Annotated in this window: 21 protein-coding genes and 1 pseudogene; 11 read left to right on the forward strand and 11 right to left on the reverse strand. The window is 70.3% G+C overall.

The window, feature by feature from the left end; all coding sequences use genetic code 11:
- Positions 1 to 9 precede the first annotated feature (9 nt).
- Together ACIBK3_RS26015 and ACIBK3_RS26020 are read left to right on the forward strand one after the other, a co-directional pair.
- Positions 10 to 1,640: pseudogene (locus ACIBK3_RS26015) on the forward strand (IS200/IS605 family accessory protein TnpB-related protein).
- A gap of 10 nt (positions 1,641 to 1,650) precedes the next feature.
- Positions 1,651 to 2,631 carry an NAD(P)H-quinone oxidoreductase gene (locus ACIBK3_RS26020; protein ID WP_399369247.1) on the forward strand — a complete coding sequence of 327 codons (981 nt, stop codon included), beginning with the start codon at positions 1,651 to 1,653 and terminating at the stop codon, positions 2,629 to 2,631.
- A 50-nt stretch (positions 2,632 to 2,681) separates the two neighbouring features.
- Here the strand turns inward: ACIBK3_RS26020 and ACIBK3_RS26025 are convergent, their stop codons facing one another.
- Positions 2,682 to 2,963, reverse strand: coding sequence for a hypothetical protein (locus ACIBK3_RS26025; protein ID WP_399369249.1), 282 nt, complete (start codon positions 2,961 to 2,963; stop codon positions 2,682 to 2,684).
- Between the two features lie 487 nt (positions 2,964 to 3,450).
- Between ACIBK3_RS26025 and ACIBK3_RS26030 the strand changes: the two genes are divergently transcribed.
- Positions 3,451 to 3,993, forward strand: a complete 543-nt coding sequence (locus ACIBK3_RS26030) for a bacterial proteasome activator family protein (RefSeq protein WP_399369251.1) — start codon at positions 3,451 to 3,453, stop codon at positions 3,991 to 3,993.
- 72 nt (positions 3,994 to 4,065) lie between these two features.
- Here the strand turns inward: ACIBK3_RS26030 and ACIBK3_RS26035 are convergent, their stop codons facing one another.
- Positions 4,066 to 5,745, reverse strand: coding sequence for a protein kinase (locus ACIBK3_RS26035; protein WP_399369253.1), 1,680 nt, complete (start codon positions 5,743 to 5,745; stop codon positions 4,066 to 4,068).
- Between the two features lie 374 nt (positions 5,746 to 6,119).
- On the opposite strand from ACIBK3_RS26035, the gene ACIBK3_RS26040 reads away from it, so the two are divergent.
- The 4 genes from ACIBK3_RS26040 to ACIBK3_RS26055 all read left to right on the forward strand — a co-directional run bounded on the left by ACIBK3_RS26040 (position 6,120) and on the right by ACIBK3_RS26055 (position 12,001).
- Positions 6,120 to 7,715 (forward strand): protein kinase, encoded by a 1,596-nt coding sequence (locus ACIBK3_RS26040; protein ID WP_399369255.1) that lies wholly within the window; start codon positions 6,120 to 6,122, stop codon positions 7,713 to 7,715.
- A 654-nt stretch (positions 7,716 to 8,369) separates the two neighbouring features.
- Positions 8,370 to 9,581 (forward strand): pyruvate dehydrogenase (acetyl-transferring) E1 component subunit alpha, encoded by a 1,212-nt coding sequence (gene pdhA / locus ACIBK3_RS26045; protein WP_399369257.1) that lies wholly within the window; start codon positions 8,370 to 8,372, stop codon positions 9,579 to 9,581.
- Position 9,582: 1 nt separating this feature from the next.
- A complete protein-coding gene (locus tag ACIBK3_RS26050; RefSeq protein ID WP_399369259.1) occupies positions 9,583 to 10,575 on the forward strand; it encodes an alpha-ketoacid dehydrogenase subunit beta in 993 nt (330 codons plus the stop codon).
- Between the two features lie 10 nt (positions 10,576 to 10,585).
- Positions 10,586 to 12,001: a dihydrolipoamide acetyltransferase family protein gene (locus ACIBK3_RS26055; protein ID WP_399369260.1), complete on the forward strand. Its 1,416-nt coding sequence runs from the start codon at positions 10,586 to 10,588 to the stop codon at positions 11,999 to 12,001.
- A gap of 80 nt (positions 12,002 to 12,081) precedes the next feature.
- On the opposite strand, the gene ACIBK3_RS26060 is transcribed toward ACIBK3_RS26055, so the two are convergent.
- The 3 genes from ACIBK3_RS26060 to ACIBK3_RS26070 all read right to left on the reverse strand — a co-directional run bounded on the left by ACIBK3_RS26060 (position 12,082) and on the right by ACIBK3_RS26070 (position 15,037).
- A complete protein-coding gene (locus tag ACIBK3_RS26060; protein WP_399369262.1) occupies positions 12,082 to 13,041 on the reverse strand; it encodes a Bro-N domain-containing protein in 960 nt (319 codons plus the stop codon).
- Between the two features lie 258 nt (positions 13,042 to 13,299).
- On the reverse strand, positions 13,300 to 13,986 hold the full coding sequence (locus tag ACIBK3_RS26065; RefSeq protein ID WP_399369264.1) for a class I SAM-dependent methyltransferase: 687 nt from the start codon (positions 13,984 to 13,986) through the stop codon (positions 13,300 to 13,302).
- 148 nt (positions 13,987 to 14,134) lie between these two features.
- Entirely contained in the window at positions 14,135 to 15,037 is a 903-nt protein-coding gene (locus ACIBK3_RS26070) for a D-alanyl-D-alanine carboxypeptidase family protein (RefSeq protein WP_399369988.1), read from the reverse strand.
- A 246-nt stretch (positions 15,038 to 15,283) separates the two neighbouring features.
- Between ACIBK3_RS26070 and ACIBK3_RS26075 the strand changes: the two genes are divergently transcribed.
- Together ACIBK3_RS26075 and ACIBK3_RS26080 are read left to right on the forward strand one after the other, a co-directional pair.
- On the forward strand, positions 15,284 to 15,934 hold the full coding sequence (locus tag ACIBK3_RS26075; protein WP_399369265.1) for a GntR family transcriptional regulator: 651 nt from the start codon (positions 15,284 to 15,286) through the stop codon (positions 15,932 to 15,934).
- Positions 15,935 to 16,044: 110 nt separating this feature from the next.
- Entirely contained in the window at positions 16,045 to 17,292 is a 1,248-nt protein-coding gene (locus ACIBK3_RS26080) for a nitrate/nitrite transporter (RefSeq protein WP_399369990.1), read from the forward strand.
- Between the two features lie 193 nt (positions 17,293 to 17,485).
- On the opposite strand, the gene ACIBK3_RS26085 is transcribed toward ACIBK3_RS26080, so the two are convergent.
- A complete protein-coding gene (locus ACIBK3_RS26085) occupies positions 17,486 to 18,310 on the reverse strand; it encodes a maleylpyruvate isomerase family mycothiol-dependent enzyme (RefSeq protein ID WP_399369266.1) in 825 nt (274 codons plus the stop codon).
- A gap of 181 nt (positions 18,311 to 18,491) precedes the next feature.
- Here ACIBK3_RS26085 and ACIBK3_RS26090 point away from each other — a divergent pair, with 181 nt between their 5' ends.
- A complete protein-coding gene (locus tag ACIBK3_RS26090; RefSeq protein WP_399369268.1) occupies positions 18,492 to 19,307 on the forward strand; it encodes a carbon-nitrogen family hydrolase in 816 nt (271 codons plus the stop codon).
- Here the strand turns inward: ACIBK3_RS26090 and ACIBK3_RS26095 are convergent.
- Both ACIBK3_RS26095 and ACIBK3_RS26100 read right to left on the reverse strand, forming a co-directional pair.
- Positions 19,286 to 19,801 (reverse strand): LURP-one-related/scramblase family protein, encoded by a 516-nt coding sequence (locus tag ACIBK3_RS26095; RefSeq protein ID WP_399369270.1) that lies wholly within the window; start codon positions 19,799 to 19,801, stop codon positions 19,286 to 19,288. The two genes, ACIBK3_RS26090 and ACIBK3_RS26095, sit on opposite strands and share 22 nt — an antisense overlap.
- Positions 19,798 to 20,796, reverse strand: a complete 999-nt coding sequence (locus ACIBK3_RS26100; protein WP_399369272.1) for a GlxA family transcriptional regulator — start codon at positions 20,794 to 20,796, stop codon at positions 19,798 to 19,800. The genes ACIBK3_RS26095 and ACIBK3_RS26100 overlap by 4 nt, the downstream gene beginning before the upstream one ends.
- 52 nt (positions 20,797 to 20,848) lie before the next feature.
- Between ACIBK3_RS26100 and ACIBK3_RS26105 the strand changes: the two genes are divergently transcribed.
- The gene (locus ACIBK3_RS26105; protein ID WP_399369274.1) at positions 20,849 to 21,277 is read left to right on the forward strand and encodes a cupin domain-containing protein; all 429 of its coding nucleotides are present in this window, start codon (positions 20,849 to 20,851) and stop codon (positions 21,275 to 21,277) included.
- 121 nt (positions 21,278 to 21,398) lie between these two features.
- Here ACIBK3_RS26105 and ACIBK3_RS26110 read toward each other — a convergent pair whose 3' ends face one another.
- From ACIBK3_RS26110 to ACIBK3_RS26120, 3 genes are all read right to left on the reverse strand, one after another.
- The gene (locus tag ACIBK3_RS26110) at positions 21,399 to 21,563 is read right to left on the reverse strand and encodes a hypothetical protein (RefSeq protein WP_399369276.1); all 165 of its coding nucleotides are present in this window, start codon (positions 21,561 to 21,563) and stop codon (positions 21,399 to 21,401) included.
- A 66-nt stretch (positions 21,564 to 21,629) separates the two neighbouring features.
- Positions 21,630 to 22,682, reverse strand: coding sequence for a glycosyltransferase (locus ACIBK3_RS26115; protein ID WP_399369992.1), 1,053 nt, complete (start codon positions 22,680 to 22,682; stop codon positions 21,630 to 21,632).
- A gap of 335 nt (positions 22,683 to 23,017) precedes the next feature.
- A complete protein-coding gene (locus ACIBK3_RS26120) occupies positions 23,018 to 23,269 on the reverse strand; it encodes a DUF6458 family protein (protein WP_030665629.1) in 252 nt (83 codons plus the stop codon).
- Between the last annotated feature and the right edge of the window lie 131 nt (positions 23,270 to 23,400).

The following is a 23,400-nucleotide window of genomic DNA, read 5'->3' on the forward strand; positions in this document are numbered from 1 at the left end:
AGTGAAGAGGTGGGTGGGCTGAGAGAGTTGGCGGCGGCGTTCGTGGTGCCAGGTCCGGCCGGGGTGGCGGTGCGGGACCGGCTGCGGGTGTCGCAGGCTGACGCGGCCGTCCTCACCGAGGTCGGCGTGTTCCTGGGTTCGCTGGCGGCAGGTGATCTCGCTGTGCGGTCCCGGCAGGGGCGGGCGCACGATGCGGCCTCCTGGGCGGTGCGCAAGCGGGAACTGACGGGCGGGTCGTCGGCCCGCTGGGCGGGCAGCATCACCAAGGCCACCCACGACCAGTGGGCACTGGCGAGGCGCGGGCAGGCCGCCCACATGGCCTGGCTGCGCGGGCAGATCGCCTCGATCGAGGCGCGGCTGGCCCGGCCGCTGCGCGCCAAGGCCGAGAAGCGAGAAGGCCTGGTACGTGGGTACGGTTCGCGCGGTGAGTGGCATGCCAAGTCACGGCGTCTGCACAGCCTCAAGGACCGCCTCGCGGTGGTCGAGGCGGACTGGGCGGCGGGCCGGGTGCGGGTGGTGCGCGGCGGCAAACGCCTCGCGAACACCCGCCACCACCTTCAGGCGGCCGGACTGGACGAGCAGGCGTGGCGGGAGCGGTGGCGGGCGGAGCGGATGTTCCTGGCCTCCGACGGAGAATCCGGCAAACGCTTCGGCAACGAGACCATCCGCGTCACCGACACCGGACAGGTCTCCCTCAAGCTCCCGGCTCCGCTGGCCCATCTGGCGAACGCCCCGCACGGCCGCTACGTCCTGGATGCGACTGTGGCGTTCCAGCACCGGGGGCAGGAGTGGCTGGACCGGATCACCGCGAACCGGGCGGTGGCCTACCGCATCCACCACGACCCCGTACGCGGACGCTGGTACCTCGGCAGCGCGCCGCTGCCCCCGTCCTGCCGCTTCAGGCGGCATTGGCCCGGGGGGTGGTGGCGGTGGACATGAACGGCGACCACCTCGCCGCCTGGCACCTCGATGTCCACGGCAACCCGGTCGGCGCACCACAACGGTTCTTCTACGACCTGACTGGCACCGCCGCGCATCGGGACGCGCAGATCCGGCACGCCCTGACACGGCTGCTGCACCACACCCGGCGTTCCGGGGCCGCCGCGGTCGCCATCGAGGACCTCGACTTCGCGGCGGAGAAGGGCCGCGAGCAGCATGGCCGTAACAAACGCTTCCGCCGTCTCATCTCCCGTTTCCCCACCGCGAAGCTGAAGGCCCGGCTGGTGACGATGGCGGCCGAGCAGGGCATCGCGATGGTCGCGGTCGACCCGGCCTACACCAGCCGTTGGGGCGCCCAGCACTGGCAGAAACCCCTCACCACACCACGACGCAAGATTTCCCGGCACGATGCGGCCAGCATCGCGATCGGGCGACGCGCCCTCGGACACCCCATCAGGCGACGGACGGCACCGCCCCCGCATCACCAGAGTGATGGTGCGGGGCATCGGACCGTCCAGGCCCGACCGGACACCCGGCGGCGTGAGGAAACCCGCCCCCGTATCCCCGGACCACGGACACGATCCGTGTCACCGGACACGGAGCGAAAGCGGGCGACCAGGACATCCAACACCGTTCGGGATGTCCGCAGTGACCAGGAATGGGTCCAAGACTCACTCCTGCTCACTGATGAGGAACGGTAGCGTCCCTGTCATGCATGCGATCACGATTCCCGAACCTGGTGGGCCCGAGGCGCTGGTGTGGGACGAGGTCCCGGATCCGGTGCCCGGCGAGGGCGAGGTGCTGGTCGAGGTGGTGGCCGGCGCCGTCAACCGAGCCGACATCCTGCAGCGGCAGGGCTTCTACGATCCGCCGCCCGGCGCCTCCCCCTACCCCGGCCTGGAGTGCTCCGGACGCATCGCCGCGCTCGGCCCCGGTGTCTCCGGCTGGTCCGTCGGCGACGAGGTGTGCGCGTTGCTCGCGGGCGGCGGCTACGCCGAGAAGGTGGCCGTTCCCGCCGGCCAGCTGCTCCCCCTGCCGACGGGGCTCGACCTGAAGCAGGCGGCGGCACTGCCCGAGGTGGTCTGCACGGTCTGGTCGAACGTCTTCATGATCGCCCACCTCCGCCCGGGCGAGACCCTCCTCGTGCACGGCGGCTCCAGCGGCATCGGCACGATGGCCATCCAGCTCGCCAAGGCCGTGGGTGCCAAGGTCGCCGTGACGGCCGGCACCGGGGAGAAGCTGGAGCGCTGTGCCGAACTGGGCGCCGACATCCTGGTCAACTACCGCGAGCAGGACTTCGTGGAAGAGGTCAGGAAGAGCACGGACGGGGCCGGCGCGGACGTCATCCTCGACAACATGGGCGCCAAGTACCTCGACCGCAACGTGAAGGCCCTCGCCGTCAACGGCCGCCTCGCGATCATCGGCATGCAGGGCGGTATCAAGGCCGAGCTGAACATCTCCACGCTCCTCACCAAGCGGGCCGCGATCAGCGCGACCTCGCTCAGGGCCCGTCCGCTCGGTGAGAAGGCGGCGATCGTGGCGGCCGTACGCGAGCACGTCTGGCCGCTGATCGACACCGGTCAGGTACGCCCGATCGTCGACCGTGAGGTCCCCATGAGCGACGCGGCCGCCGCACACCGGGTGGTGGAGGAGAGCGGCCACATCGGAAAGGTCGTGCTCGTCACCCCGTAAGCGCATACGCAAAGGCGTACGCGAAAGCACCCGTAAAGAAGGGCACCAGGTCAGGAAGCCCGCCGCAACCGGAGGGCGAGGAACGCGAGCCCCAGACCGAGCCCGACCAGGATCAGCCCGCCCCCGAGCGGCAGGACCTCCAGTCGGGGCTCGGCAGACCGCCCGGCCGACCGCGTCGCCTCCTGTGGCGGTGCGGACGTCACGGGGGCGGTCGGCCGCGGCTCTTCCGGTACGGCGGTGACGTCGTCGTCCCCCTGACCGTCGAGGTCACCGTCCGCCTCCTCGCCCGCGTGCAGGGTGCCCTCGTCCTCCGGCGCCGGTTCCGATGCCACCGGCTCCCGTCGCCCCGGCCGCTCCCGCCCCTCACCCGCACGGCTCCCGGCTCGCGACGGCGTGGCGGAGGGGGAGGGAGCGCCGGAGAACGAGGCGGAGGGGGAGGCCCGCAGGGGCCCGCGCGCGGGTGGGGAGTCCGAAGCGGAGGCTGAGGGCGAGGCGGCGGGGGAAGCGGAGAGGGACCTGGCGGGGGCGGGAGCAGGGGAGGCGGACGCCGAAGCGGTGGGCCTCGGCGACGGCTCGACTGCGTGACCCCCACCCCCGTACGCCACCGCCGCCCCGCACGAGGCCACGCTCCCACCAGCCCCCATCACGATGAGCAGTACCGTCGCCCGCGCCCATGGAGTCACGGAACAAGCCTGGCATCTGCTCATCAACCCGGCATTCCTGAGGGGCCCAGAGGGTCGACCGGCGTCGTGAACGGTGGATCAGCCCTTACCGGGGGCACCACAGTGATGAGATGTCGTGGTGCGAGAGAATGGCGGCATGGAGATGCCGAGGAACGAACGGTCGCCGGAGAACCCCCACATCCTGGTCGTGGGTCAGGACGGAATGACTCTCGGTGGCGGAGGCGACGAGGATTCCCGCGAGCTTCCGGTGACGGAGATGGTCGAGCAGCCGGCGAAGGTCATGCGGATCGGAAGCATGATCAAGCAGCTGCTCGAAGAGGTCCGCGCGGCTCCCCTCGACGAGGCGAGCCGGGTCCGGCTGAAGGAGATCCACGCCAGCTCGGTGAAGGAGCTGGAGGACGGTCTGGCTCCGGAGCTCGTCGAGGAGCTGGAGCGGCTCTCCCTTCCCTTCGCGAACGAGGCGACGCCGAGCGACGCGGAACTGCGGATCGCCCAGGCCCAGCTGGTCGGCTGGCTGGAGGGTCTCTTCCACGGGATCCAGACCACGCTGTTCGCCCAGCAGATGGCCGCGCGTGCCCAGCTGGAGTCGATGCGCCGCGCCCTTCCGCCGGGCGTGGGCGGCCCCGAGGGCACCGACGACCCCCGCGCGGGCGGCCGCTCGGGCGGTCCGTACCTCTGACCGACCGAGGCCCGACGAGCGAGCAGGGTCCGGCAGCCGACGCTGCCGGACCCTCGGTCTACTCCGCCGCGATCACGCCGGGTTGCCCGTGGAGACGTCGAACTGCATCTTCGGCGGCTCCTTCGGGTCGAAGTCGGTGCCGGCCGAGGGGAACTGCTTCATCACGGTGCCGTCGCCGAACGTGTTCTCGTCGACGTCGTTGTCCTGGTAGGTCCAGCCGGCGGCCTGGAGGCACTTGACGACCGAGTCCCAGTTCTTGTACTGGAAGTCCGGCATCCGCACTTTGTCGGGGTCGTTGTACGACTCCTCGGGCTCGGTGCAGTCGGTCGTCTCGACCGTCTTCGTCGTGTCCGGTCCGCGGTAGCCCGCGACCGTGGACGAGGAGGTCGAGGGGCTGACGCCGGTGTTCCCGCCCGCGTCGTTCCCACCGCCACCGCCGCCGTTCATCAGCAGCGCCGCGACCAGCCCGCCCACCGCGACCAGCGAGACGACGACCGAGCCGACGATCACCGGCTTGTTGCTCTTGCCGCCGCCCCCGGAAGGGCCCGTCGGCTGGGGCTGGGGCGTGAGGTCGTACGGCGCCGGCGTCGACGGGCCGTGCTGCGGCGCGTACCCCGCCGGGCCGGGCGTCTGATAGCCGCCCTGCTGCGGATAGCCGTACGCCGGAGAAGGCGCCCCGTGCGAAGGCGCCCCCGGGGAGGGTGCCGCCGGGGCGGCCGGGTTGCCGTACGGGTTCGGGGTCGGCTGGTACGGCGTCCGGACGTGGCCCTGCTGCGGCGACGGCGGCTGGTCGATCGGCGGGAACACCGCCGAGCCGACGCCGGCGCCGCTCGGCGTCTGGGCGCCCGGGACGATGCTCGGCGCGGCCGGCTGGAAGGACGCGGCCACGCGCAGGCACTCGTCGCGCATGGCCTCGGCGCTCGGGAAGCGCTCGTTCGGGTTCTTCTTCAGCGCGCGGATGATCAGCGCGTCCACGCCAGGCGGCAGGGCGCGGTTGATCGACGAGGGAGCGACCGGCTCCTCCTGGACGTGCGCGTACGCGATCGCCAGCGGTGAGTCCGCGTCGAACGGGAGCCGCCCGGTGACCAGCTGGAACAGCATGACGCCGACCGAGTACAGGTCCGAGCGGGCGTCCACCCCGCGCCCGAGGGCCTGCTCGGGCGAGAGGTACTGCGGGGTGCCGACGACCATGCCGGTCTGGGTCATGGAGGTGACCCCGGACTGCATGGCGCGCGCGATGCCGAAGTCCATGACCTTGATGACACCGCGCTTGGTCATCATCACGTTGCCCGGCTTGATGTCGCGGTGGACCAGCCCCATCTCATGGCTGATCTCCAGCGCGGCCAGCACGTCCGCGGTGATCTTCAGCGCCTTGTCGGCGGGCATCGCGCCGTACTCCCGTACGTCCGCGTTCAGCACCGAGCCGAGGGGCCGGCCCTCGACGTACTCCATGACGATGTACGGCATGGTCGCGCCGTCGAGCTCGTCCTCGCCGGTGTCGAAGACCGAGACGATGTTGGTGTGCGTGAGTTTGGCCACGGCCTGGGCCTCGCGGCGGAAGCGCTCGCGGAAGGCCTGTTCGCGGCCCAGCTCGGTGTGGAGTGTCTTGATCGCGACCTGCCGGTCGAGCACCGCGTCGTAGGCGAGGTGCACCGAGGCCATGCCGCCCTCGCCGAGCAGATCGCGCAGTTGGTAGCGGCCGCCCGCCAGTGCCCGCCCCGCATACCGGCCGTGTGCGGCGTCCTGGCTCATGTTCTGCGTCCCCCGTAGCCTTCCGGACGCCGGCGACGGTGGTTGGGTGCCGAGGCGTCGATCCCCAGGATCCGAGAAGTCGTTGATCCAATGGGCTATTCCCGGCCAAGTCTGCCCGAGGGCACTGACACGTCAAGCGCGGTGCCCGTTCCGTGACCGTACGCGAAAGAAGCGTCGCGGAAGCGTTACAGCTGCTGTACGACCGGTACACAGGATTTGCACGCCGGTATGTTCTGAAGGTTTGATGGCCGGTCGGTCTCGGGCCGGTCCCCAAGGCCTTCCCGGACCGGAGGCTTGCGCGGAGGCTGTAGCGTGGCCGACGGAGACCGTAACAACACCGCGCGCACCGCGGGCAGAAACGACGGCGAGGACTGATGGCACAGCAGCAGCGCGCTCAGGGCCCGTCCGACCCCGAGGCGACTGGCGGCGGGATGTCAGATGCGCCGGAAATGTGGGGGAACGGCGGACTGGTCGGGGACGGCCGATACCGGCTGACCCGCAGACTCGGCCGGGGCGGCATGGCCGAGGTCTTCGCGGCCGAGGACGTACGCCTCGGACGCACCGTGGCGGTCAAGTTGCTGCGCGCCGACCTCGCCGAGGACCCCGTCTCCAAGGCACGCTTCACGCGCGAGGCCCAGTCGGTGGCCGGGCTCAACCACCACGCGATCGTCGCCGTGTACGACTCCGGCGAGGACTTCGTGGGCGGCCAGTCCGTGCCGTACATCGTGATGGAGATCGTCGAGGGCCGCACCATCCGTGACCTGCTCCTCAACGCCGAGGCGCCGGGTCCCGAGCAGGCCCTGATCATCGTCTCCGGCGTCCTTGAGGCGCTCGCCTACTCGCACCAGCACGGCATCGTGCACCGCGACATCAAGCCTGCCAACGTCATCATCACGCACAACGGCGCGGTCAAGGTGATGGACTTCGGCATCGCCCGCGCCCTGCACGGTGCGTCCACGACGATGACGCAGACCGGCATGGTCATGGGCACCCCGCAGTACCTCTCCCCCGAGCAGGCGCTCGGCAAGGCCGTCGACCACCGCTCCGACCTGTACGCCACGGGCTGTCTGCTGTACGAACTGCTCGCGCTGCGGCCCCCGTTCACCGGCGAGACCCCGCTGTCGGTGGTCTACCAGCACGTCCAGGACATCCCGACGCCGCCGTCGCAGGTCTCCGACGGCGTCCCGCCGGAGCTCGACGGCCTCGTCATGCGCTCCCTCGCCAAGGAGCCGGACGACCGGTTCCAGACGGCCGAGGAGATGCGCGGCCTGGTCCAGTACGGCCTGCAGATGCTGTACGAGCAGGGCGGCCACACCGGTACCTGGAACACCGGCCCCGTCGACACGCACGACGGCCGGCACACCCCGGCGGCTGGCCTGGCCGGCACGGCCGTACTGCCGCACCCCGGGGGCGACGCGTCCGGCACCGCGCAGATCCCGCAGCCGATCCTGCCCAACCGCTACGGCGGCGGGGACGAGGGCGGCTTCGAGGGGCACGGCAACCGGGGCGGCGGCGGCCGCGGCAAGCTGTGGATCCTGGCCGTCCTCGCGGTGATCGCCATCGCGGCGGGTGTGGCACTGGCTCTCCGGGGCAACGGCAATGAGGGTGGTGACACCCCCAGTAAGAGCGAGTCGCCGACCGTCTCACAGACCACCCCCGACAAGACCGCCGACGAGACGCCGAGCGACGAACCGACCGACGAGTCCACCGAGACGAACACGGACGAGGGCACGGGCACGGGGACGGGCACGGGTTCCGGTCCGGACTACACACCGTCTTCAACGCCGTCCTACACGCCGTCGCAGCCGGCCTCGCGGCCGCCCTCGGGCAAGCCGACGGGCAACCCGACGACCGAGCCACCGACGAACGAGCCGACGACGGAGCCGCCGACGGAGAACCCGACGACCGGGGTATCGACGGACCCCACCCTGGGGGGCGTCGGCGGGACCGAGGGCGGCGGCGGGAACTGACCGGCGGCCCCGCCGGTCCGCTCACCGCGACAGCCTCCACGCGCGCGTGCGGCCCGGAAACGGGTTCCACGCGCGCGTGGAAGCTGCCGCCGCTGTCGAGCAGGCCCCTCACCGAGGCGGGCGGTTCAGTCCGCGAACGTGTCGCACATCGTGTCCCGCTCCCGTTTCGGAAGCCGTCCGGGAGTCGTACGCCAGGCACCACACCGGCCGGCCGAGTGGCCGGAATGTGCGCCGACGCGTGGGCCGCCGTGCCGATCCCGCCCGCGACCTCCGCGCCGACCTCGGCGGCCAGGAGCTCGTGCAGGCCCCCCGGCGGACCACCTGATGATCCTGATGGTCGTCTCCCGCCCTGCCGGCTCTTCCCGTGACCTGGGTCACCGGGATAACGTGCCGTTGTTCCGGCCCCCTGCAAGGCTGTGACCAGGAACTGTTCCCGGTTTCGCGATTTACTTGGAAATCCAAGCAAAATCGCAGGTCAGGAGGGGTTTCACAGAATTGTGGAGCACTGGGTAACGTGCCTTGTGCAGGGCGCTCGCCGGGGCACCTGTCACCTGTTCCGAACGGACCGCACCCACCCCGTGCGTCCGTGAGGCCACAGGCGAGCCGCACTGGCACCCGGCGAACCCGGGTAGCCGGACCGACGGAGGAGCACACGTGACCGTGGAGAGCACTGCCGCGCGCACACCGCGACGCAGCGCGAGTACGACCGGTACAAAGAGCACGGCCGGCAAGCGCGCGACCGCGAAGAAGACCTCGGCGACCGCACAGAACGCGCCAGGGGGTGACCCCGAACTCGTCCAGTTGCTGACGCCCGAGGGCAAGCGCGTCAAGAGCGCCGCCTACGACAAGTACGTCGCCGGTATCACCCCCGATGAGCTGCGCGGTCTGTACCGCGACATGGTGCTCACCCGCCGCTTCGACGCCGAGGCCACCGCGTTGCAGCGCCAGGGCGAGCTCGGTCTGTGGGCCTCCCTGCTCGGTCAGGAGGCCGCCCAGATCGGCTCCGGCCGCGCCACCCGTGAGGACGACTACGTCTTCCCGACCTACCGCGAGCACGGCGTCGCCTGGTGCCGCGGGGTCGACCCGACCAACCTGCTGGGCATGTTCCGCGGCGTGAACAACGGCGGCTGGGACCCCAACAGCAACAACTTCCACCTCTACACGATCGTCATCGGCTCCCAGACGCTGCACGCCACGGGCTACGCGATGGGCGTCGCCATGGACGGCGCGGACAGCGCGGTCATCGCCTACTTCGGCGACGGCGCCTCCAGCCAGGGCGATGTCGCCGAGTCCTTCACCTTCTCCGCCGTCTACAACGCCCCGGTGGTGTTCTTCTGCCAGAACAACCAGTGGGCTATCTCCGAGCCCACCGAGAAGCAGACCCGCGTCCCGCTCTACCAGCGTGCGCAGGGGTACGGCTTCCCCGGCGTCCGCGTCGACGGCAACGACGTGCTGGCCTGCCTCGCGGTCACCAAGTGGGCGCTGGAGCGGGCCCGCAGCGGTGAGGGCCCGACCCTGGTCGAGGCGTACACGTACCGCATGGGTGCCCACACCACCTCCGACGATCCGACCAAGTACCGGGCGGACGAGGAGCGCGAGGCGTGGGAGGCGAAGGACCCGATCCTGCGCCTTCGCCGCCATCTGGAGGCCTCAAACCACACGGACGAGGGATTCTTCGCGGAACTGGAGGCGGAGAGCGAGGCGTTGGGCAGGCGAGTGCGCGAAGCGGTCCGCGCCATGCCGGACCCGGACCACTTCGCCATCTTCGAGAACGTGTACGCGGACGGGCATGCGCTCGTCGACGAGGAGCGCGCGCAGTTCGCCGCCTACCAGGCGTCGTTCGCGGACGCAGAGGGGGGCAACTGAGATGGCCGGGACGATGACGTCAAAGAGCCTGCCGCTGGCGAAGGCGATCAACGAGTCGCTGCGCCGCGCGCTGGAGGCCGACCCCAAGGTCCTGGTCATGGGGGAGGACGTCGGCAAGCTCGGCGGCGTCTTCCGCGTGACGGACGGTCTGCAGAAGGACTTCGGTGAGAGCCGGGTCATCGACACCCCGCTCGCCGAGTCGGGCATCGTCGGCACGGCCATCGGCCTCGCCCTGCGCGGATACCGCCCGGTCGTGGAGATCCAGTTCGACGGTTTCGTCTTCCCCGCCTACGACCAGATCGTCACGCAGCTCGCGAAGATGCACGCCCGCTCGCTGGGCAAGGTGAAGCTGCCGGTCGTCGTCCGCATCCCCTACGGCGGCGGGATCGGCGCGGTCGAGCACCACTCCGAGTCCCCCGAGGCGCTCTTCGCGCACGTGTCGGGCCTGAAGGTGGTCTCCCCGTCGAACGCGTCGGACGCGTACTGGATGATGCAGCAGGCCATCCAGAGCGACGACCCGGTGATCTTCTTCGAGCCGAAGCGGCGCTACTGGGACAAGGGTGAGGTCAACGCCGAAGCCATCCCCGGCCCCCTGCACAAGGCGCGGATCGTGCGTGAGGGCACGGACCTGACCCTCGTGGCCTACGGTCCGATGGTGAAGCTCTGCCAGGAAGTCGCAGACGCCGCCGCCGAGGAGGGCAAGTCTCTCGAAGTGCTGGACCTGCGGTCGGTGTCCCCCCTCGACTTCGACTCCGTTCAGGCGTCGGTGGAGAGAACCCGTCGCCTGGTGGTGGTGCACGAGGCGCCGGTGTTCTTCGGTTCGGGTGCGGAGATCGCGGCGCGGATCACGGAACGCTGCTTCTACCACCTGGAGGCACCGGTGCTGAGGGTCGGCGGCTATCACGCCCCGTATCCGCCGGCGCGTCTGGAGGAGGAGTACCTGCCGGGCCTGGACCGGGTACTCGACGCCGTCGACCGCTCGCTGGCGTACTGAGGAGAGGGTCGTGACGACGATGACGGAAGCGTCCGTACGCGAGTTCAGGATGCCGGACGTGGGCGAGGGGCTCACGGAGGCGGAGATCCTCAAGTGGTACGTCCAGCCCGGTGACACGGTCACCGACGGCCAGGTGGTGTGCGAGGTCGAGACCGCCAAGGCGGCGGTGGAACTGCCGATCCCCTACGACGGAGTCGTCCGCGAACTCCGCTTCGCCGAGGGCACCACGGTGGACGTGGGCACGGCGATCATCGCGGTGGACGTGGCGGGCGGCCCCGCGCCCGCCACCGAGACGCCGGCTCCCGCTCAGGCCCCGGCCCCCACGGAGAAGACGCCCGCCGAGAAGAAGCCGGAGGGCTCCGGCCGCCAGCCGGTCCTGGTCGGCTACGGCGTGGCGACCTCCTCCACCAAGCGCCGCCCCCGCAAGGGCCCGGAGATCCCGGGCCGGGAGGCGTCGACGGCGGTCCAGGCAGAGCTGAACGGCCACGGCACGGCCGCCCCCCGCCCGCTGGCCAAGCCGCCGGTGCGCAAGCTGGCCAAGGACCTGGGCGTGGACCTGGCGACGGTCGTCCCGTCCGGCCCGGACGGCATCATCACGCGGGAGGACGTCCACGCGGCGGTGGCCCAGGCACAGCCCGCTCCCGCCGCCGCGCCGATCGTCGAGACGCCGGTCGGTGTCCAGGCCCCGGCCCCGGCTTCGGCGCCCGTGGTGACGTACGACGGGGCGCGTGAGACCCGTATCCCGGTCAAGGGTGTCCGCAAGGCGACGGCGGCGGCGATGGTCGGCTCGGCGTTCACGGCGCCGCATGTCACGGAGTTCGTGACGGTCGACGTGACCCGGACGATGAAGCTGGTCGAGGAGCTCAAGCAGGACAAGGAGTTCACGGGCCTGCGCGTCAACCCGCTCCTCCTGATCGCCAAGGCCCTCCTGGTCGCCGTCAAACGCCACCCGGACATCAACGCGTCCTGGGACGAGGCGGCTCAGGAGATCGTGCTCAAGCACTACGTCAACCTGGGCATCGCGGCGGCGACCCCCCGCGGCCTGATCGTCCCGAACATCAAGGACGCGCAGGCCAAGACGCTTCCGCAACTGGCCGAGTCCCTGAGCGAGTTGGTCTCGACGGCACGCGAGGGCAGGACGTCCCCCGCCGCGATGCGGGGCGGCACGGTGACGATCACCAACGTGGGCGTCTTCGGAATCGACACGGGCACGCCCATCCTCAACCCCGGCGAGTCCGCGATCCTCGCGGTCGGCGCGATCAGACTCCAGCCGTGGGTCCACAAGGGCAAGGTCAAGCCCCGCCAGGTCACGACCCTGGCGCTGTCCTTCGACCACCGTCTGGTGGACGGGGAGTTGGGCTCCAAGGTGCTGGCGGATGTGGCGGCGATTCTGGAGCAGCCGAAGAGGTTGATCAGCTGGGCGTGACGAGCCGGAGCGGGATACGCTGAACTCAGGAAGGGCGGCCGCAAGTTCTTGTTGCGGCCGCCCTTCCACCATTCAGTGCGTCACGATCGGTTGAGTACGTAGACGGGTGCCCCGTCCTCCGTCCCGCCCCGGGAATGGATGCAGGCGTGCTTGCGCAGCAGACGCAGGCATTCGTTGACACGGTGCACCGACAGCCCCGTACGGGCCGCGATCGCATCGAGCGGTTGACGCAACTCGCCCCGCTCGACCAGAACCGGGGCGATCACCACCGCGACGGCCCACACGTCCGACGTCACGGACAGCCGCTGCCGCCAGTCGGCCAGTACCGACTCGGTGGTCGGATGCGCGTAGAAGTCGGCGGTGGGCGCAGGGCGGTCGAGCGTCATGACGTCGAGCCGGTTCGCGATGCGTTCCATGGCCTGGGCGATGGCCTGCTGCGTGGCGAGGGTCGCGCGCTGCATCTGAAGCATTTCCCTTTGCACAGCGAGCGATTCGCGCTGGGCGACCGCAAGCTCCTCGTCGACCTGAAGGTTGTGCGCCTCAAGCCGGACGATGGCCTCCGCGACCTGCTCCGGCATCGCGTACGCGATCGGAGCCGCTGGATCCGCGGGCTGCACCTCGGCCTCCTCCAGGGTGTAGGACCCCTCCCGCTGGACCGTCTCGATCACTTCCGCGACCCATTGCTTGAAGGGGGCGCAGGTGGGTTTGGTGCAGGCGTTGACGAGGAGGATCAGACCCTGGAGATCGATGAGATTCAGGTCTCGGCGCCACTCTCTACCTGCGGGAATGCTGAGACCGTAAGCTCCAGTTACGGTCTCGAGAATGTCTCGGTGCCCCTCCGGAACGTGGTCGGAGAGTGCCTGCCTCGAGTTGGTGTGCCCCAATTCCTTGCAGACATCCACCGCCGGGAACCAGTGCGTTCCGTCCGGCATCGTCAGCCTCCGGACGCGGGCTCCCGTGGCCGCGTAGACGAAGTCGCTGACGTCGATCGCGTCGTGCTGTGCCCGGGGGTCGGGCTGGTGCTTGCTGGGTTCGATCATGTGAACCACCTCCGCCGCGGAACGTAGAGCGGAGCAAATCGAATATGCCAGTCCGCACAAGGATGTTCACGATTGCGAGGGAAATGATCGCCAAATCCGGTGCGGGACGCCATGCGTGCATGTACGACGTCTTCGCCGACCTGGGTCACGTCGTGTCTTCGGTCTCGGATCCGTGGCCGGGGCGCGCGCCACGCCGGCCCATGATGCTCCGCACGTGCCGAGACGGCGGGTGCCGGGAATGGCGGGTCGTGCCGTGTGTCAGGCGGGCTTGTGGGCCAGCAAGGTGGCGATCCGCCTCTTCGTCCCTTCGGACGGTTCCTGTACCACCCGCGCGGTGACCACCAGTCCCGCGCGGCCGAGGAGTTCGGTGAGGTGGTCCATCGGGAGCAGATGGGACTCGTACGACACCGGATGGCCGCCGTATGCCTGCGTCGGGCGCAGCCGTTCGCCGTCCCCGACATGGCCGGCCAGCATCAGCCGGCCGCCGGGGGCGAGGGTGCGGTGGAACTCGGCGTAGACACGTGGCAGGAGGTCAGGTGGGGTGTGGTGCGTGGAGTAGTAGGCCAGGATGCCGCCGAGGGTGCCGTCCTCGATGTCCAGGCCGGTGAGCGAGCCGACCCTGAACGTCAGGGTGGGGTGGGCGCGTTGGGCCAGTTCCACCATTTTTGGTGACAGGTCGACGCCGAACGCGGGCACGCCCAGTTGGGTCAGGTACGCGGTCACGTGACCGGGACCGCAGCCGAGATCCGCGACCGGCCCGAGCGCCGCCGACCGCATGGTCTCCGCGAACGCGTCCAGCAGTGCGCGGGACAACGGGTCCAGCTCCGCAGGCGACTTGACCAGCTGCGCGTACGCGGCGGCGACTGTGTCGTACGACTTCCGCACCGCCGTGAGATACGAGGCCTCGGTGAGGGCGGAGAGCGGCCCGGTGCGGGAAGTTGTCACGCCGACATGGTGCAGGGGCGGTCACCTCGTCGCGCCTCCTTTACGGAAAATTGCCGGCCGTACGCCTGCCAAGGCGCCGTCAGCAGGCAAGGCAAAGACCCCCCGCCGACGGCGAGGGGCCTGTGACCTGCTGCTGCCTGACGTGTGGTCAGCCGAGCCGGGCGAACGCGTAGTTCATCAGCTTCTTGGCGTCCGCCTCCCGCTGCGGGATGGAGGTCGAGGCGAGGACGGTGCCGATGACCGTCTTGCCGCCTCGGGTGGCGGCGAAGACGAGGCAGTACTTCGCCTCGGGGCCGGAGCCCGTCTTCACGCCGATCGTGCCGCTGTAGCTGCTGAGCAGACCGTTGGTGTTGGTCCACGTGGCCATCGTGCGGGTGGTGCCCGTCTTGGTGATCGTCTTGGCGGTGTACGCCTTCGTCTTCACCACCGCGCGGAACGAGGCGTTCTTCATCGCGCTGCTGGCGAGCTTCGTCAGGTCGCGCGGCGTCGAGTAGTTGGAGCCGTTGCCGATGCCGTCGAACGAGTCGAAGTGGGTGTTCGTCAGACCGAGGCTCTTCGCCTGGGTGTTCATCTTGCCGATGAACGACTTCACCCGCGCCGCACGCGTCGTGCCGGAGCCGAACTTGTCGGCCAGGGCGTAGGCGGCGTCGCAGCCGGACGGCAGCATCAGCCCGTAGAGCAGCTGCCGCACGGTGACCTTGTCGCCGACGATGAGGTGGGCCTGGGAGGCGTTGTTGGCGACGACGTAGTCGCTGTACGCCTTCTGGATGGTGACCTTGGCGTCCAGGTTCAGGTTCGACTGCGCGAGCACGACCTTCGCGGTCATGATCTTCGTGGTGGAGCCGGTGGAGCGCCTGGTGTCCGCGGCCTTGCCGTACAGCCCCGCGCCGTTCGCGTTGTTCATCACGTAGCCGCCCTTGGCGACGATCGTGGGCGCGGTGACGGCCTGCGCGGGGACCGCGGCGAGGGCTCCGGTCGCGAGGACCGCGCCGGCCGTCACGGCGACGGCGGCGGCTCGGCGGAAGCGGACAACCTGGAAGCCGTCCTTGATGCCGGTTATCAACTGAGAAACCCCGATTGTCTCGAATGCCCCTGTTATGCGGCCGTGTTGAGATGGTGCCAGGAAAATGGGGCCGCAGGTGTGTGACACGTAATTAGCACAGAAGGTTGTGCCGCCGTCGGGTCGGGTCCGGGTTCTTTGCCGCAAGATCCCTCTTTCGTGTCCCGGGACGCCGCTACCGTCCCGTATGCCGGACCGGTCTCCATCATGTGTTCCTGTTGTATCTATGATGTCCACATGTCCCTGGCAGTGAAGCACCCACCCGCCGCCGACCGTGTCTACGCCCACGTCAAGCAGGGTGTCCTGGACCGCCGTTACCAAGGCGGCACTCTCCTCACCGAGGGCGAGCTCGCCGAGGCCGTCGGTGTCTCCCGCACACCGGTGCGCGAGGCGCTGCTCCGGCTGGAGGCCGAGGGGCTCATCAAGCTTTACCCGAAAAAGGGAGCCCTCGTCCTGCCCGTCTCCGCCCAGGAGATCGCGGACGTCGTCGAGACCCGGCTCCTGGTCGAGGAACACGCGGCCCGCAAGGCGGTACCGGCACCCGCCGGACTCATCGACCGGCTCGAGGGGCTGCTGGCCACGCAGCAGGAGCAGGCCGCCGCCGGTGACCTGGCGGGGGCCGCCGTCACCGACCGCTGTTTCCACGCCGAGATCGTCCGCAGCGGCGGCAACGAGATCCTCTCCCGGCTCTACGACCAGCTCCGCGACCGCCAGTTGAGGATGGGTGTCGCGGTGCTGCACTCCCACCCCGAGCGGATCGCCAAGAACCTCGTCGAACACGGGGAGATCCTTCAAGCGCTGCGCTCCGGGGATCCGGAGGCCGCGGTCGAGGTCGTCCACCGGCACGTCGGCTGGTTCTCGCACCTGGCCCGGGGTGAGGTCCGGTGAGCAGCTCCGCGGCTTCCTCCGGCTCCTCCTCCTCGTCCTCCTCAGGTTCCTCAGGTTCCTCAGGTCCCTCGGGCTCGCTGCCGGGCGATCCGCCCGGCGGCCGGCGCGCGATGGCCGTCTGGGGCGTCGGCGTCTCCGTCTACTTCGTCGCCGTCATCTTCCGTACGTCCCTCGGGGTCGCCGGCCTCGACGCCGCCGACCGCTTCCACGTGGGCGCCTCCGCGCTGTCCACCTTCTCCATCCTCCAACTCCTCGTGTACGCGGGCATGCAGATACCGGTGGGCCTGCTGGTGGACCGGCTCGGCACGAAGAAGGTGCTGAGCCTGGGCGCGGTGCTGTTCACGGCCGGACAGCTCGGGTTCGCGTTCTCGTCGTCGTACGGCATGGCCCTCGCCTCGCGCGCACTGCTGGGCTGCGGGGACGCGATGACCTTCATCGCCGTACTGCGGCTCGGCACCCGCTGGTTCCCGGCCCGCCGCAGCCCCATGGTCGCGCAGCTCGCGGGCCTGATCGGCATGGCGGGCAACCTGGTCTCCACGCTGGTGCTGGCCCGGCTGCTGCACGGCCTCGGCTGGACGGCGGCCTTCGCGGGCAGCGCGATCGCGGGTGCCGTCGTCGTGGTGCTGGTGCTGCTGTTCCTCAAGGACCACCCGGAGGGACACGAGCCGGAGCCCTTCCCGCACCACGGGGCCGCTTATGTACGGCGCCAGATCGCCGCGTCCTGGAGGGAGCCGGGGACCCGGCTGGGGCTGTGGGTGCACTTCACGACCCAGTTCCCGGCGATGGTGTTCCTGCTGCTGTGGGGGCTGCCGTTCCTGGTCGAGGCGCAGGGGCTGTCGCGGGCGGTGGCGGGTGAGTTGCTCACCCTGGTCGTGCTGTCGAACATGCTGATCGGACTGGTGTACGGCCAGATCGTCGCCCGGCATCACGGGGCGCGGCTTCCGCTGGCACTGGGCACCGTGGGGACAACGGCGCTGACCTGGGCGGCCACGCTGGTGTATCCCGGTGACCATGCGCCGATGTGGCTGCTGGTGGTGCTGTGCACGGTGCTGGGGTCCTGCGGACCGGCGTCGATGCTCGGCTTCGACTTCGCGCGGCCGGCGAATCCGCCCGAGCGGCAGGGGACGGCGTCCGGGATAACGAACATGGGGGGATTTGTCGCCTCGATGACGACACTCTTCGCGATCGGCGTGCTGCTCGATGCGACCGGGGACGACTACCGGGTCGCGTTCTCCTCGGTGTTCGTGCTGCAGGCGCTCGGAGTCAGCCAGGTGCTGCGGTTGCGGAAGCGGGCGGCCCGGCGGGAGCGGGAGCGGCTGGTGGCCAGTCGGGTGGAGACGGTGCACGTCCCTGCGTGACGGCGCCCTGTGCCGGGGTGGGCGTCTGTGGGTTGGCGCCCCTGGGGGGTGGGAGTCTCTGGGGGCTGTGCCGCCCCTGGGGGGTGGGAGTCCCTGGGGGCTGCCGCCCCCAGACCCCCCGCTTCGGCCTGAACGGCCTCGTCCTCAATCGCCGGACGGGCTGAGATGACTCGACCGGCGCCGCGAGCTCCCGTCAAAGAGTGACGCTGAAGTTCCTCAGGATCGCCCCCGTCAACGTCGGATCTCCCTCCGCCTTCACCCGGTCCGTCACCGCCTCCGGCGTGACGCGGCCGCAGGCCAGGCGGACGTACGTCTCCCAGTCGAGGCTGAGCGAGGCGGCCGGGCCGAGGGCCGGGGTGGATTCGAGAGTGCCGCGGCCCTGGATGTCGACGCGGATCGTACGCAGGAACTCGAGGGGACCGTGCACGTCGAAGACGACGGCCGAGCTGCGCGGGGCGTCGGCCTTGACCGCGACGATCTCCGGGAGCGCGGCGAGCAGCACGTCACGGGCGACGTGCGCGCCGGGGGAGTCCAGGTTGCCGGGGCGGCCGAGGGCGGTGCGCAGGTCCTGTTCGTGGACCCACACGTTGAACGCGTGGGAGCGCATGGCCTCTTCGAGGGTGATCTCGGTGCTCAGGGGGCCGCGCACCTTGGTGCCCGGGTCGCGCGAGTCGTTGCGCAGCTGGCGGTTGCGCCGGATGATCACGTACTCCAGCTCGGAGGTCATCTCGGGCGCCGTGTGGTGGCGGCGGACGTCGACCTGCATCTCCATGTAGCGCTGGTTGTCGTTGGTGACGTGGTACAGGTCGCGCGGGAGCGTGTGGATGGGGCGCGGGTCGCCGAGCATCTCGCAGTCCAGGCCGATGACGTGGGAGACCACGTCCCGCACCGACCAGCCGGGGCAGGGGGTGCGCCGGTTCCACTCGCCCTCCACAAGGGGCAGCACGAGCTCGGATATCGCTTCGATGGAGTGGGTCCAGGCGTCGGCGTAGGGCTGGAGAGTGGGATGCAGACTCACGGAACGGGACCCCTCGGCGGTCGGTACTCGGGTGGTTGTGGCGGCGGCGTTGCCTGCGGGAGGTGGCTGTCGGCGGGTGTCTTGGGACGCTAAGTTACGCTGCTCTGAGGCACCCCGGCAGTGCTTTCGTGTGACGATCGTAGGCCCGTGTGGACGGCTCGAATGCCAGGACGGTGGTAGTGTGCGCGCCTCACTGATCCAGATCGCCGTGGACGAGGGCGAATCGGTCGAGTCCCGCCGACGGCGCGTGGCCGCGCTGGTGCGGGAGCAGGCCGGGTCCGACCTCGTCGTCCTGCCCGAACTGTGGACCACTGGTGCCTTCGCGTTCGAGGAGTTCGGGAGCGAGGCCGAACCGCTCGACGGGCCGACCTACGAGGCCATGGCCAAGGCGGCGAGCGACGCGGGAGTGTGGCTGCACGCGGGATCGATTCCGGAACGTGACCCTGACGGACCCCTCTACAACACCTCCCTCGTCTTCTCACCCTCCGGCGACCTGGCCGCCGCCTACCGCAAGATCCACCGCTTCGGCTTCGACAAGGGCGAGGCCGTGCTGATGAGCGCGGGCGAGGACCTGGTGACGGTCCGGCTGCCCGATACGACGCTGGGTCTCGCCACCTGTTACGACCTCCGTTTCCCCGAACTCTTCCGCGGTCTCGTCGACGCCGGCGCCGAGACCCTGATCGTCCCCGCGGGCTGGCCGGAGCGCCGCCGGGCGCACTGGACGCTGCTGGCTCAGGCGCGGGCGATCGAGAACCAGGCGTTCGTGCTCGCGTGTGGAACGGCCGGGACACACGCCCGGGTTCCGCAAGCGGGTCACTCGATCGTGGTCGATCCGTGGGGCCGGATCCTGGCGGAGGCGGGCGCCGACCAGGAAGTCCTCACGGTCGACTTCGACCCCGGGAACGTGGCGACGACGCGCGAGCTGTTCCCGGCCCTGAAGGACCGGGTGCTCGGGATCACCACACCGCGCAGGCGTCAGTCCTCCCGGCCCTCCTGACCGTCCTCCCGCTCCTTCTCCGCCAGGTGGATCACACACACCGCCACCGCGATCAGCAGCGCCGGGTCCGCGTCGTCCCGTACGACGTCGACCCCGTACGTCTCACGCACGTGCAGCCAACGGCGGGAGATGACGGCGAGCAGCTCACCGTCGTACTCGACGGCGAACTCGCGGTCGAGGATCTTGCCGCTGACATCGAGTTCCGTGCCGCCGTCCGCCAGCGCCACCCGGTAGTGGTTGCGCAGCAGGGACAGCCGTTTGCGCTTGACGCGGGCGACGGGTTCGCCGTCCCGCTCGATCACCATGGTGTCCCTGAGGGCGAACATCTTCTGGTGGATGTCGACGAGGACGCGCCCCTGGGTGTCCTTCAGCTCGAAGGTGTCCCGCAGCCGCATGGCCTTGCCGTCGACGAGGAAGACCTTGTTGCCGTGGTCGTCCTCGATCCAGTAGTCGTCACCGAAGCCGAGGAGCCGGTCGCGCACGAGGAATCTCATACCGTCCTCATACCCTCACCGCGTCCCTGGCGGTGTCCGAAACGCCGCCGGTAGGCCGACGGGCTGAGTCCGGTGACGTGGCGCACGCGCGCGCGGAGGTTCGCGGCCGTGCCCAGCCCGCTCTTCGCCGCCACCACGTCGAGCCGCTCCTCTCCCCGCTCGATCAGCCGGCAGGCCAGCGCCACCCGCTCCCCCGTCAGCCAGGCCAACGGGGTCGTGCCCAGCTGGGCACGGAAGCGCCGGTGCAGGGTGGCCGGCGACACCGCCGCCCGCGCCGCCAGGTCCGCCACCGTCAGTGGCTCCCCCAGCCGCTCCTGCGCCCACGCGAGCAGCGGGCCGAGCGACTCGTCGGGCACGTGGGGCACCGGCCGTTCCACGAACTGGCGCTGCCCGCCGTCCCGGTGCGCGGCGAAGACGAGCCGCCGGGAGACGTGGTTGGCGACTTCGGCGCCATGGTCCCGCCGTACGACATGCAGGCCGAGGTCGAGCGCCGAGGCGCTCCCGGACGCCGTGAGGATGTCGCCGTCGTCGACGAACAGCACGTCGGGCTCGAGCCGCACGCGCGGGAACCGCGCCCGGAAGGACTCCGCCCACATCCAGTGACAGGCGGCGCGGCGCCCGTCCAGCAGTCCGGCTTCCGCGATCGTGAACGCGCCGGAGCAGAAGCCGATGAGCCGGGTGCCCCGCGCGTGCGCTCGGCGCACGACGTCCAGGACGAGCGGGTCGCGAGGGGCGTCGGTGTCGGGCCGGTTCGGCACGATCAGGGTGTCCGCCGCCTCCGCCGCGTCCAGCCCGGCGACCCCGGTGAGGGTGAAGAAACCGTCCCGCATCCGGGTCGCGGGGCCGGCGGCGCACAGCCGGAAGTCGTACAGCTCCCGGTCCAGCTCGGGCCGGGGCAGCCCGAACACCTCGATGGCACAGCTCATTTCGAACGGATTGGAGTTCTCGTCCACGAGCAGGACCACGGTGTGCGGTTGAGAGGATCCTTGCGCCATGTGCGATTTCTAGCACTCGTACGGTGCACCGGGCACCCCGCAAGATGGCCCCATGGAACCCATCTCGCCGTCCGCGGAACCCGCCGCGCCGTCCGCGGAACCCGTCTCGCTGTCCGACGCCCTCGCCTCTTTCACCGAGCGGTGGAGCCCCCGCATCGTCACCACCGTCAACGACTACGACGTCCGGGTCGCGAAGGTGGAGGGCGAGCACGTGTGGCACGTGCACGACCACACCGACGAGTTCTTCCTGGTCCTGGAGGGCGAACTGCACATCTGTCTGCGGGAGCCGGACGGCGAACGCACGGTCGTCCTCCCCAAGGGGTCCGTGCACACGGTCCCGCGCGGCACCGAACACAAGCCCTACGCCCTGCGGCCGACCGAGATCCTCCTCCTCGAACCCACCGGCACGCTCACGGTCGGCGACCGCCACGACGAGATACCGGCCCATGTGGACGCGACCACCGGCCACCGACTGAGCTGACTGTCAGTGCCGGGTGGCAGGCTTGAGCCAGGACCGCGTCCCGGCCCGCCTCACCCAGGGTGCGGCGGACCGGCAGGCGTTGGTGCTCGCGGGCTTCGGCGACGTCCCGTGGGCGTCGCCGTCAGCGGCGGCGCGGGCGCGGGGCCAGCTTGTACAGGGCCAGGCCCGCGGCCAGCAGGGTGGTGGCCGTGACCATCAGCGCCATGCTGTTCAGCCACAGGCCGGTGGCGGCCAGGGTGGCGCCGCCCGCGCCGGTGGTACCGGCGCCGATCACTCTTCCGTACATCGTGCGTCTCCTAAGGAGGGGTTGGTGCGTGGGGGGCGGTTCGGGGGTGGGCCGTGCGCGGTGGCCTTACGTGGCCACCCACTTCTCCTCGCTGCGGCGCAGCAGGCCCCACAGGGAGGAGAAGTAGACGGCGTGCTGGAACAGGTCGTAGAGCATCTCGGGGATCATCAGCGCCGCGACCAGGACGGCCCGGGGGCCGGCGTGGCGCACCGAGACGGTCTTCTCGACCATGAAGATCAGGCCGATGGCGGTCCAGAACGGCGAGAAGCCGGGCCAGCCGTACAGCGTCGTGTACGTGATCATGAAGGTCAGGTAGACCAGGAAGGACAGCGCGCCGAAGCCCATGAGGAACTGCTGGGCGAAGTAGCGGGCGGTGACCCGGGTCCAGCCGTAGTCGCGCAGGTTCTCCAGGGCGCCGCGCTGCCAGCGCAGCCGCTGGTGCCACAGCTTGCCCAGGGTGGGCATGACCTCGGTGGTGACCGCGCAGCCGGCCGGTGACATGGTGCGGTAGCCGAGGGTCTTGACGGCCTTGGTCATCTCGTCGTCCTCGGTGAGCGAGGCGAGGCTGTAGTAGCTCGTGCCGCCGCCGATCACTCCGGCGCGGCGGGCGGTGCGCACCTCGCGCAGCACCCGGGCGCGGAACATCGTGCCGGTGCCGGTGAGGACCTGGGCCTTACCGCCGGTGCGGTCGAGTTCCCACGCGTAGCGGTGGAACTCCATGCGCTGGAGCAGGCCGAGGAAGCCGCCGCCCTGCTCGCCGTAGAAGACGCCGCCGACGGCGCCGACCTTGCGGTTGAAGGTGGCCAGGGCGGTCTCGGCGAACGACGGGTCGAGGACGGTGTCGGCGTCCTGCACCAGCAGCAGGTCCCGGTCGTCCAGGTGGGGCAGGATCCAGGCGATGGCCTGGTTGAGGGCGCCGGCCTTCTTGTGGGTGTTGCCGTGGGTGGCGAAGACCTGCGCGCCGTGGGCCATGGCTGTCGCGGCGGTGTCGTCCGTGCAGTTGTCGGCGACGACCACGACGAGGTCCGGGGGCCGGCTCTGGTTCCACAGGCCCTGGATGGCGGCCGCGATGCGGTCCTGCTCGTTGTGGGCCGGAATCAGTGCCGCGAGCCGCGGCACGGGGCCGGGTGCCTCGGGGGCGGCGTGGGCGCGGCGGGCCGCGTGCCGGCCCGGGTGGCGTCGGTACGGATCGCGTGCCGGGGCGGTCGCCGCAGGGGCAACGAGGTCGAGCACGTGAAGCCCCCGGGGTGCAGGTGGAACGGCCCGGCACTGCGTCTCCCGGAGCCTCAGGACTCCCAAGTCTTTACGATATTCACACAAGCGCACAAGGCACCCCGGGTCACGGAATGCTCAAGGTTGTCGGTGCTTGCCCTGTGCATGCCGCGCCGGGGGTCCTGTGCCGCTGCAGTGCATGTGCCCTGAATGGGGGGTTAAGCCTTCCATGTGTCGAGATGTCAGACGCCGTAGCCGTCGCTGTAGCCGTCCCTGCGGGTGGTGCGCCGTTCCTCTTCGACGACCGGCGTCGAGGGTGGCATGACGACCCGCCGGCGCCGGGCGATGCTGCTGAACGTACTGACACCGATCAGCCCGACGACCATCAGGATGATGCCGACGAGGTCGAGATTGACCCCCTGCATGTCCCAGTCGGTCGCGAACGTGAGGATGGCTCCCACGGCGATGAGGATGATGCATCCGCCGAGGCCCATGGCTGTTGCCTCCCTGTCCGGTCCGGTCGTTCCGGTCCGAGACAGCGGGTACCCCGGCTGTCAACCCCCATGCCGCATCAGCCCGCAGGCCGCGTCAGCCCTCAGGCCGTGTCAGCCGTCAGGCCGCGTCA

Origin of the sequence: Streptomyces sp. NPDC050287, from assembly GCF_044459385.1 — a bacterium.
In the GTDB taxonomy this organism is placed as follows: Bacteria; Actinomycetota; Actinomycetes; order Streptomycetales; family Streptomycetaceae; genus Streptomyces.

Excerpts from the sequence above, each read along its gene's own strand:
- ACIBK3_RS26020 (WP_399369247.1), top strand. The coding sequence starts at position 1,651 with ATGCATGCGATCACGATTCCCGAACCTGGTGGGCCCGAGGCGCTGGTG.
- ACIBK3_RS26030 (WP_399369251.1), top strand. The coding sequence starts at position 3,451 with ATGGAGATGCCGAGGAACGAACGGTCGCCGGAGAACCCCCACATCCTG.
- ACIBK3_RS26035 (WP_399369253.1), bottom strand. The coding sequence starts at position 5,745 with ATGAGCCAGGACGCCGCACACGGCCGGTATGCGGGGCGGGCACTGGCG.
- ACIBK3_RS26040 (WP_399369255.1), top strand. The coding sequence starts at position 6,120 with ATGGCACAGCAGCAGCGCGCTCAGGGCCCGTCCGACCCCGAGGCGACT.
- ACIBK3_RS26050 (WP_399369259.1), top strand. The coding sequence starts at position 9,583 with ATGGCCGGGACGATGACGTCAAAGAGCCTGCCGCTGGCGAAGGCGATC.
- ACIBK3_RS26060 (WP_399369262.1), bottom strand. The coding sequence starts at position 13,041 with ATGATCGAACCCAGCAAGCACCAGCCCGACCCCCGGGCACAGCACGAC.
- ACIBK3_RS26075 (WP_399369265.1), top strand. The coding sequence starts at position 15,284 with ATGTCCCTGGCAGTGAAGCACCCACCCGCCGCCGACCGTGTCTACGCC.
- ACIBK3_RS26080 (WP_399369990.1), top strand. The coding sequence starts at position 16,045 with ATGGCCGTCTGGGGCGTCGGCGTCTCCGTCTACTTCGTCGCCGTCATC.
- ACIBK3_RS26095 (WP_399369270.1), bottom strand. The coding sequence starts at position 19,801 with ATGAGATTCCTCGTGCGCGACCGGCTCCTCGGCTTCGGTGACGACTAC.
- ACIBK3_RS26100 (WP_399369272.1), bottom strand. The coding sequence starts at position 20,796 with ATGGCGCAAGGATCCTCTCAACCGCACACCGTGGTCCTGCTCGTGGAC.
- ACIBK3_RS26105 (WP_399369274.1), top strand. The coding sequence starts at position 20,849 with ATGGAACCCATCTCGCCGTCCGCGGAACCCGCCGCGCCGTCCGCGGAA.
- ACIBK3_RS26110 (WP_399369276.1), bottom strand. The coding sequence starts at position 21,563 with ATGTACGGAAGAGTGATCGGCGCCGGTACCACCGGCGCGGGCGGCGCC.
- ACIBK3_RS26120 (WP_030665629.1), bottom strand. The coding sequence starts at position 23,269 with ATGGGCCTCGGCGGATGCATCATCCTCATCGCCGTGGGAGCCATCCTC.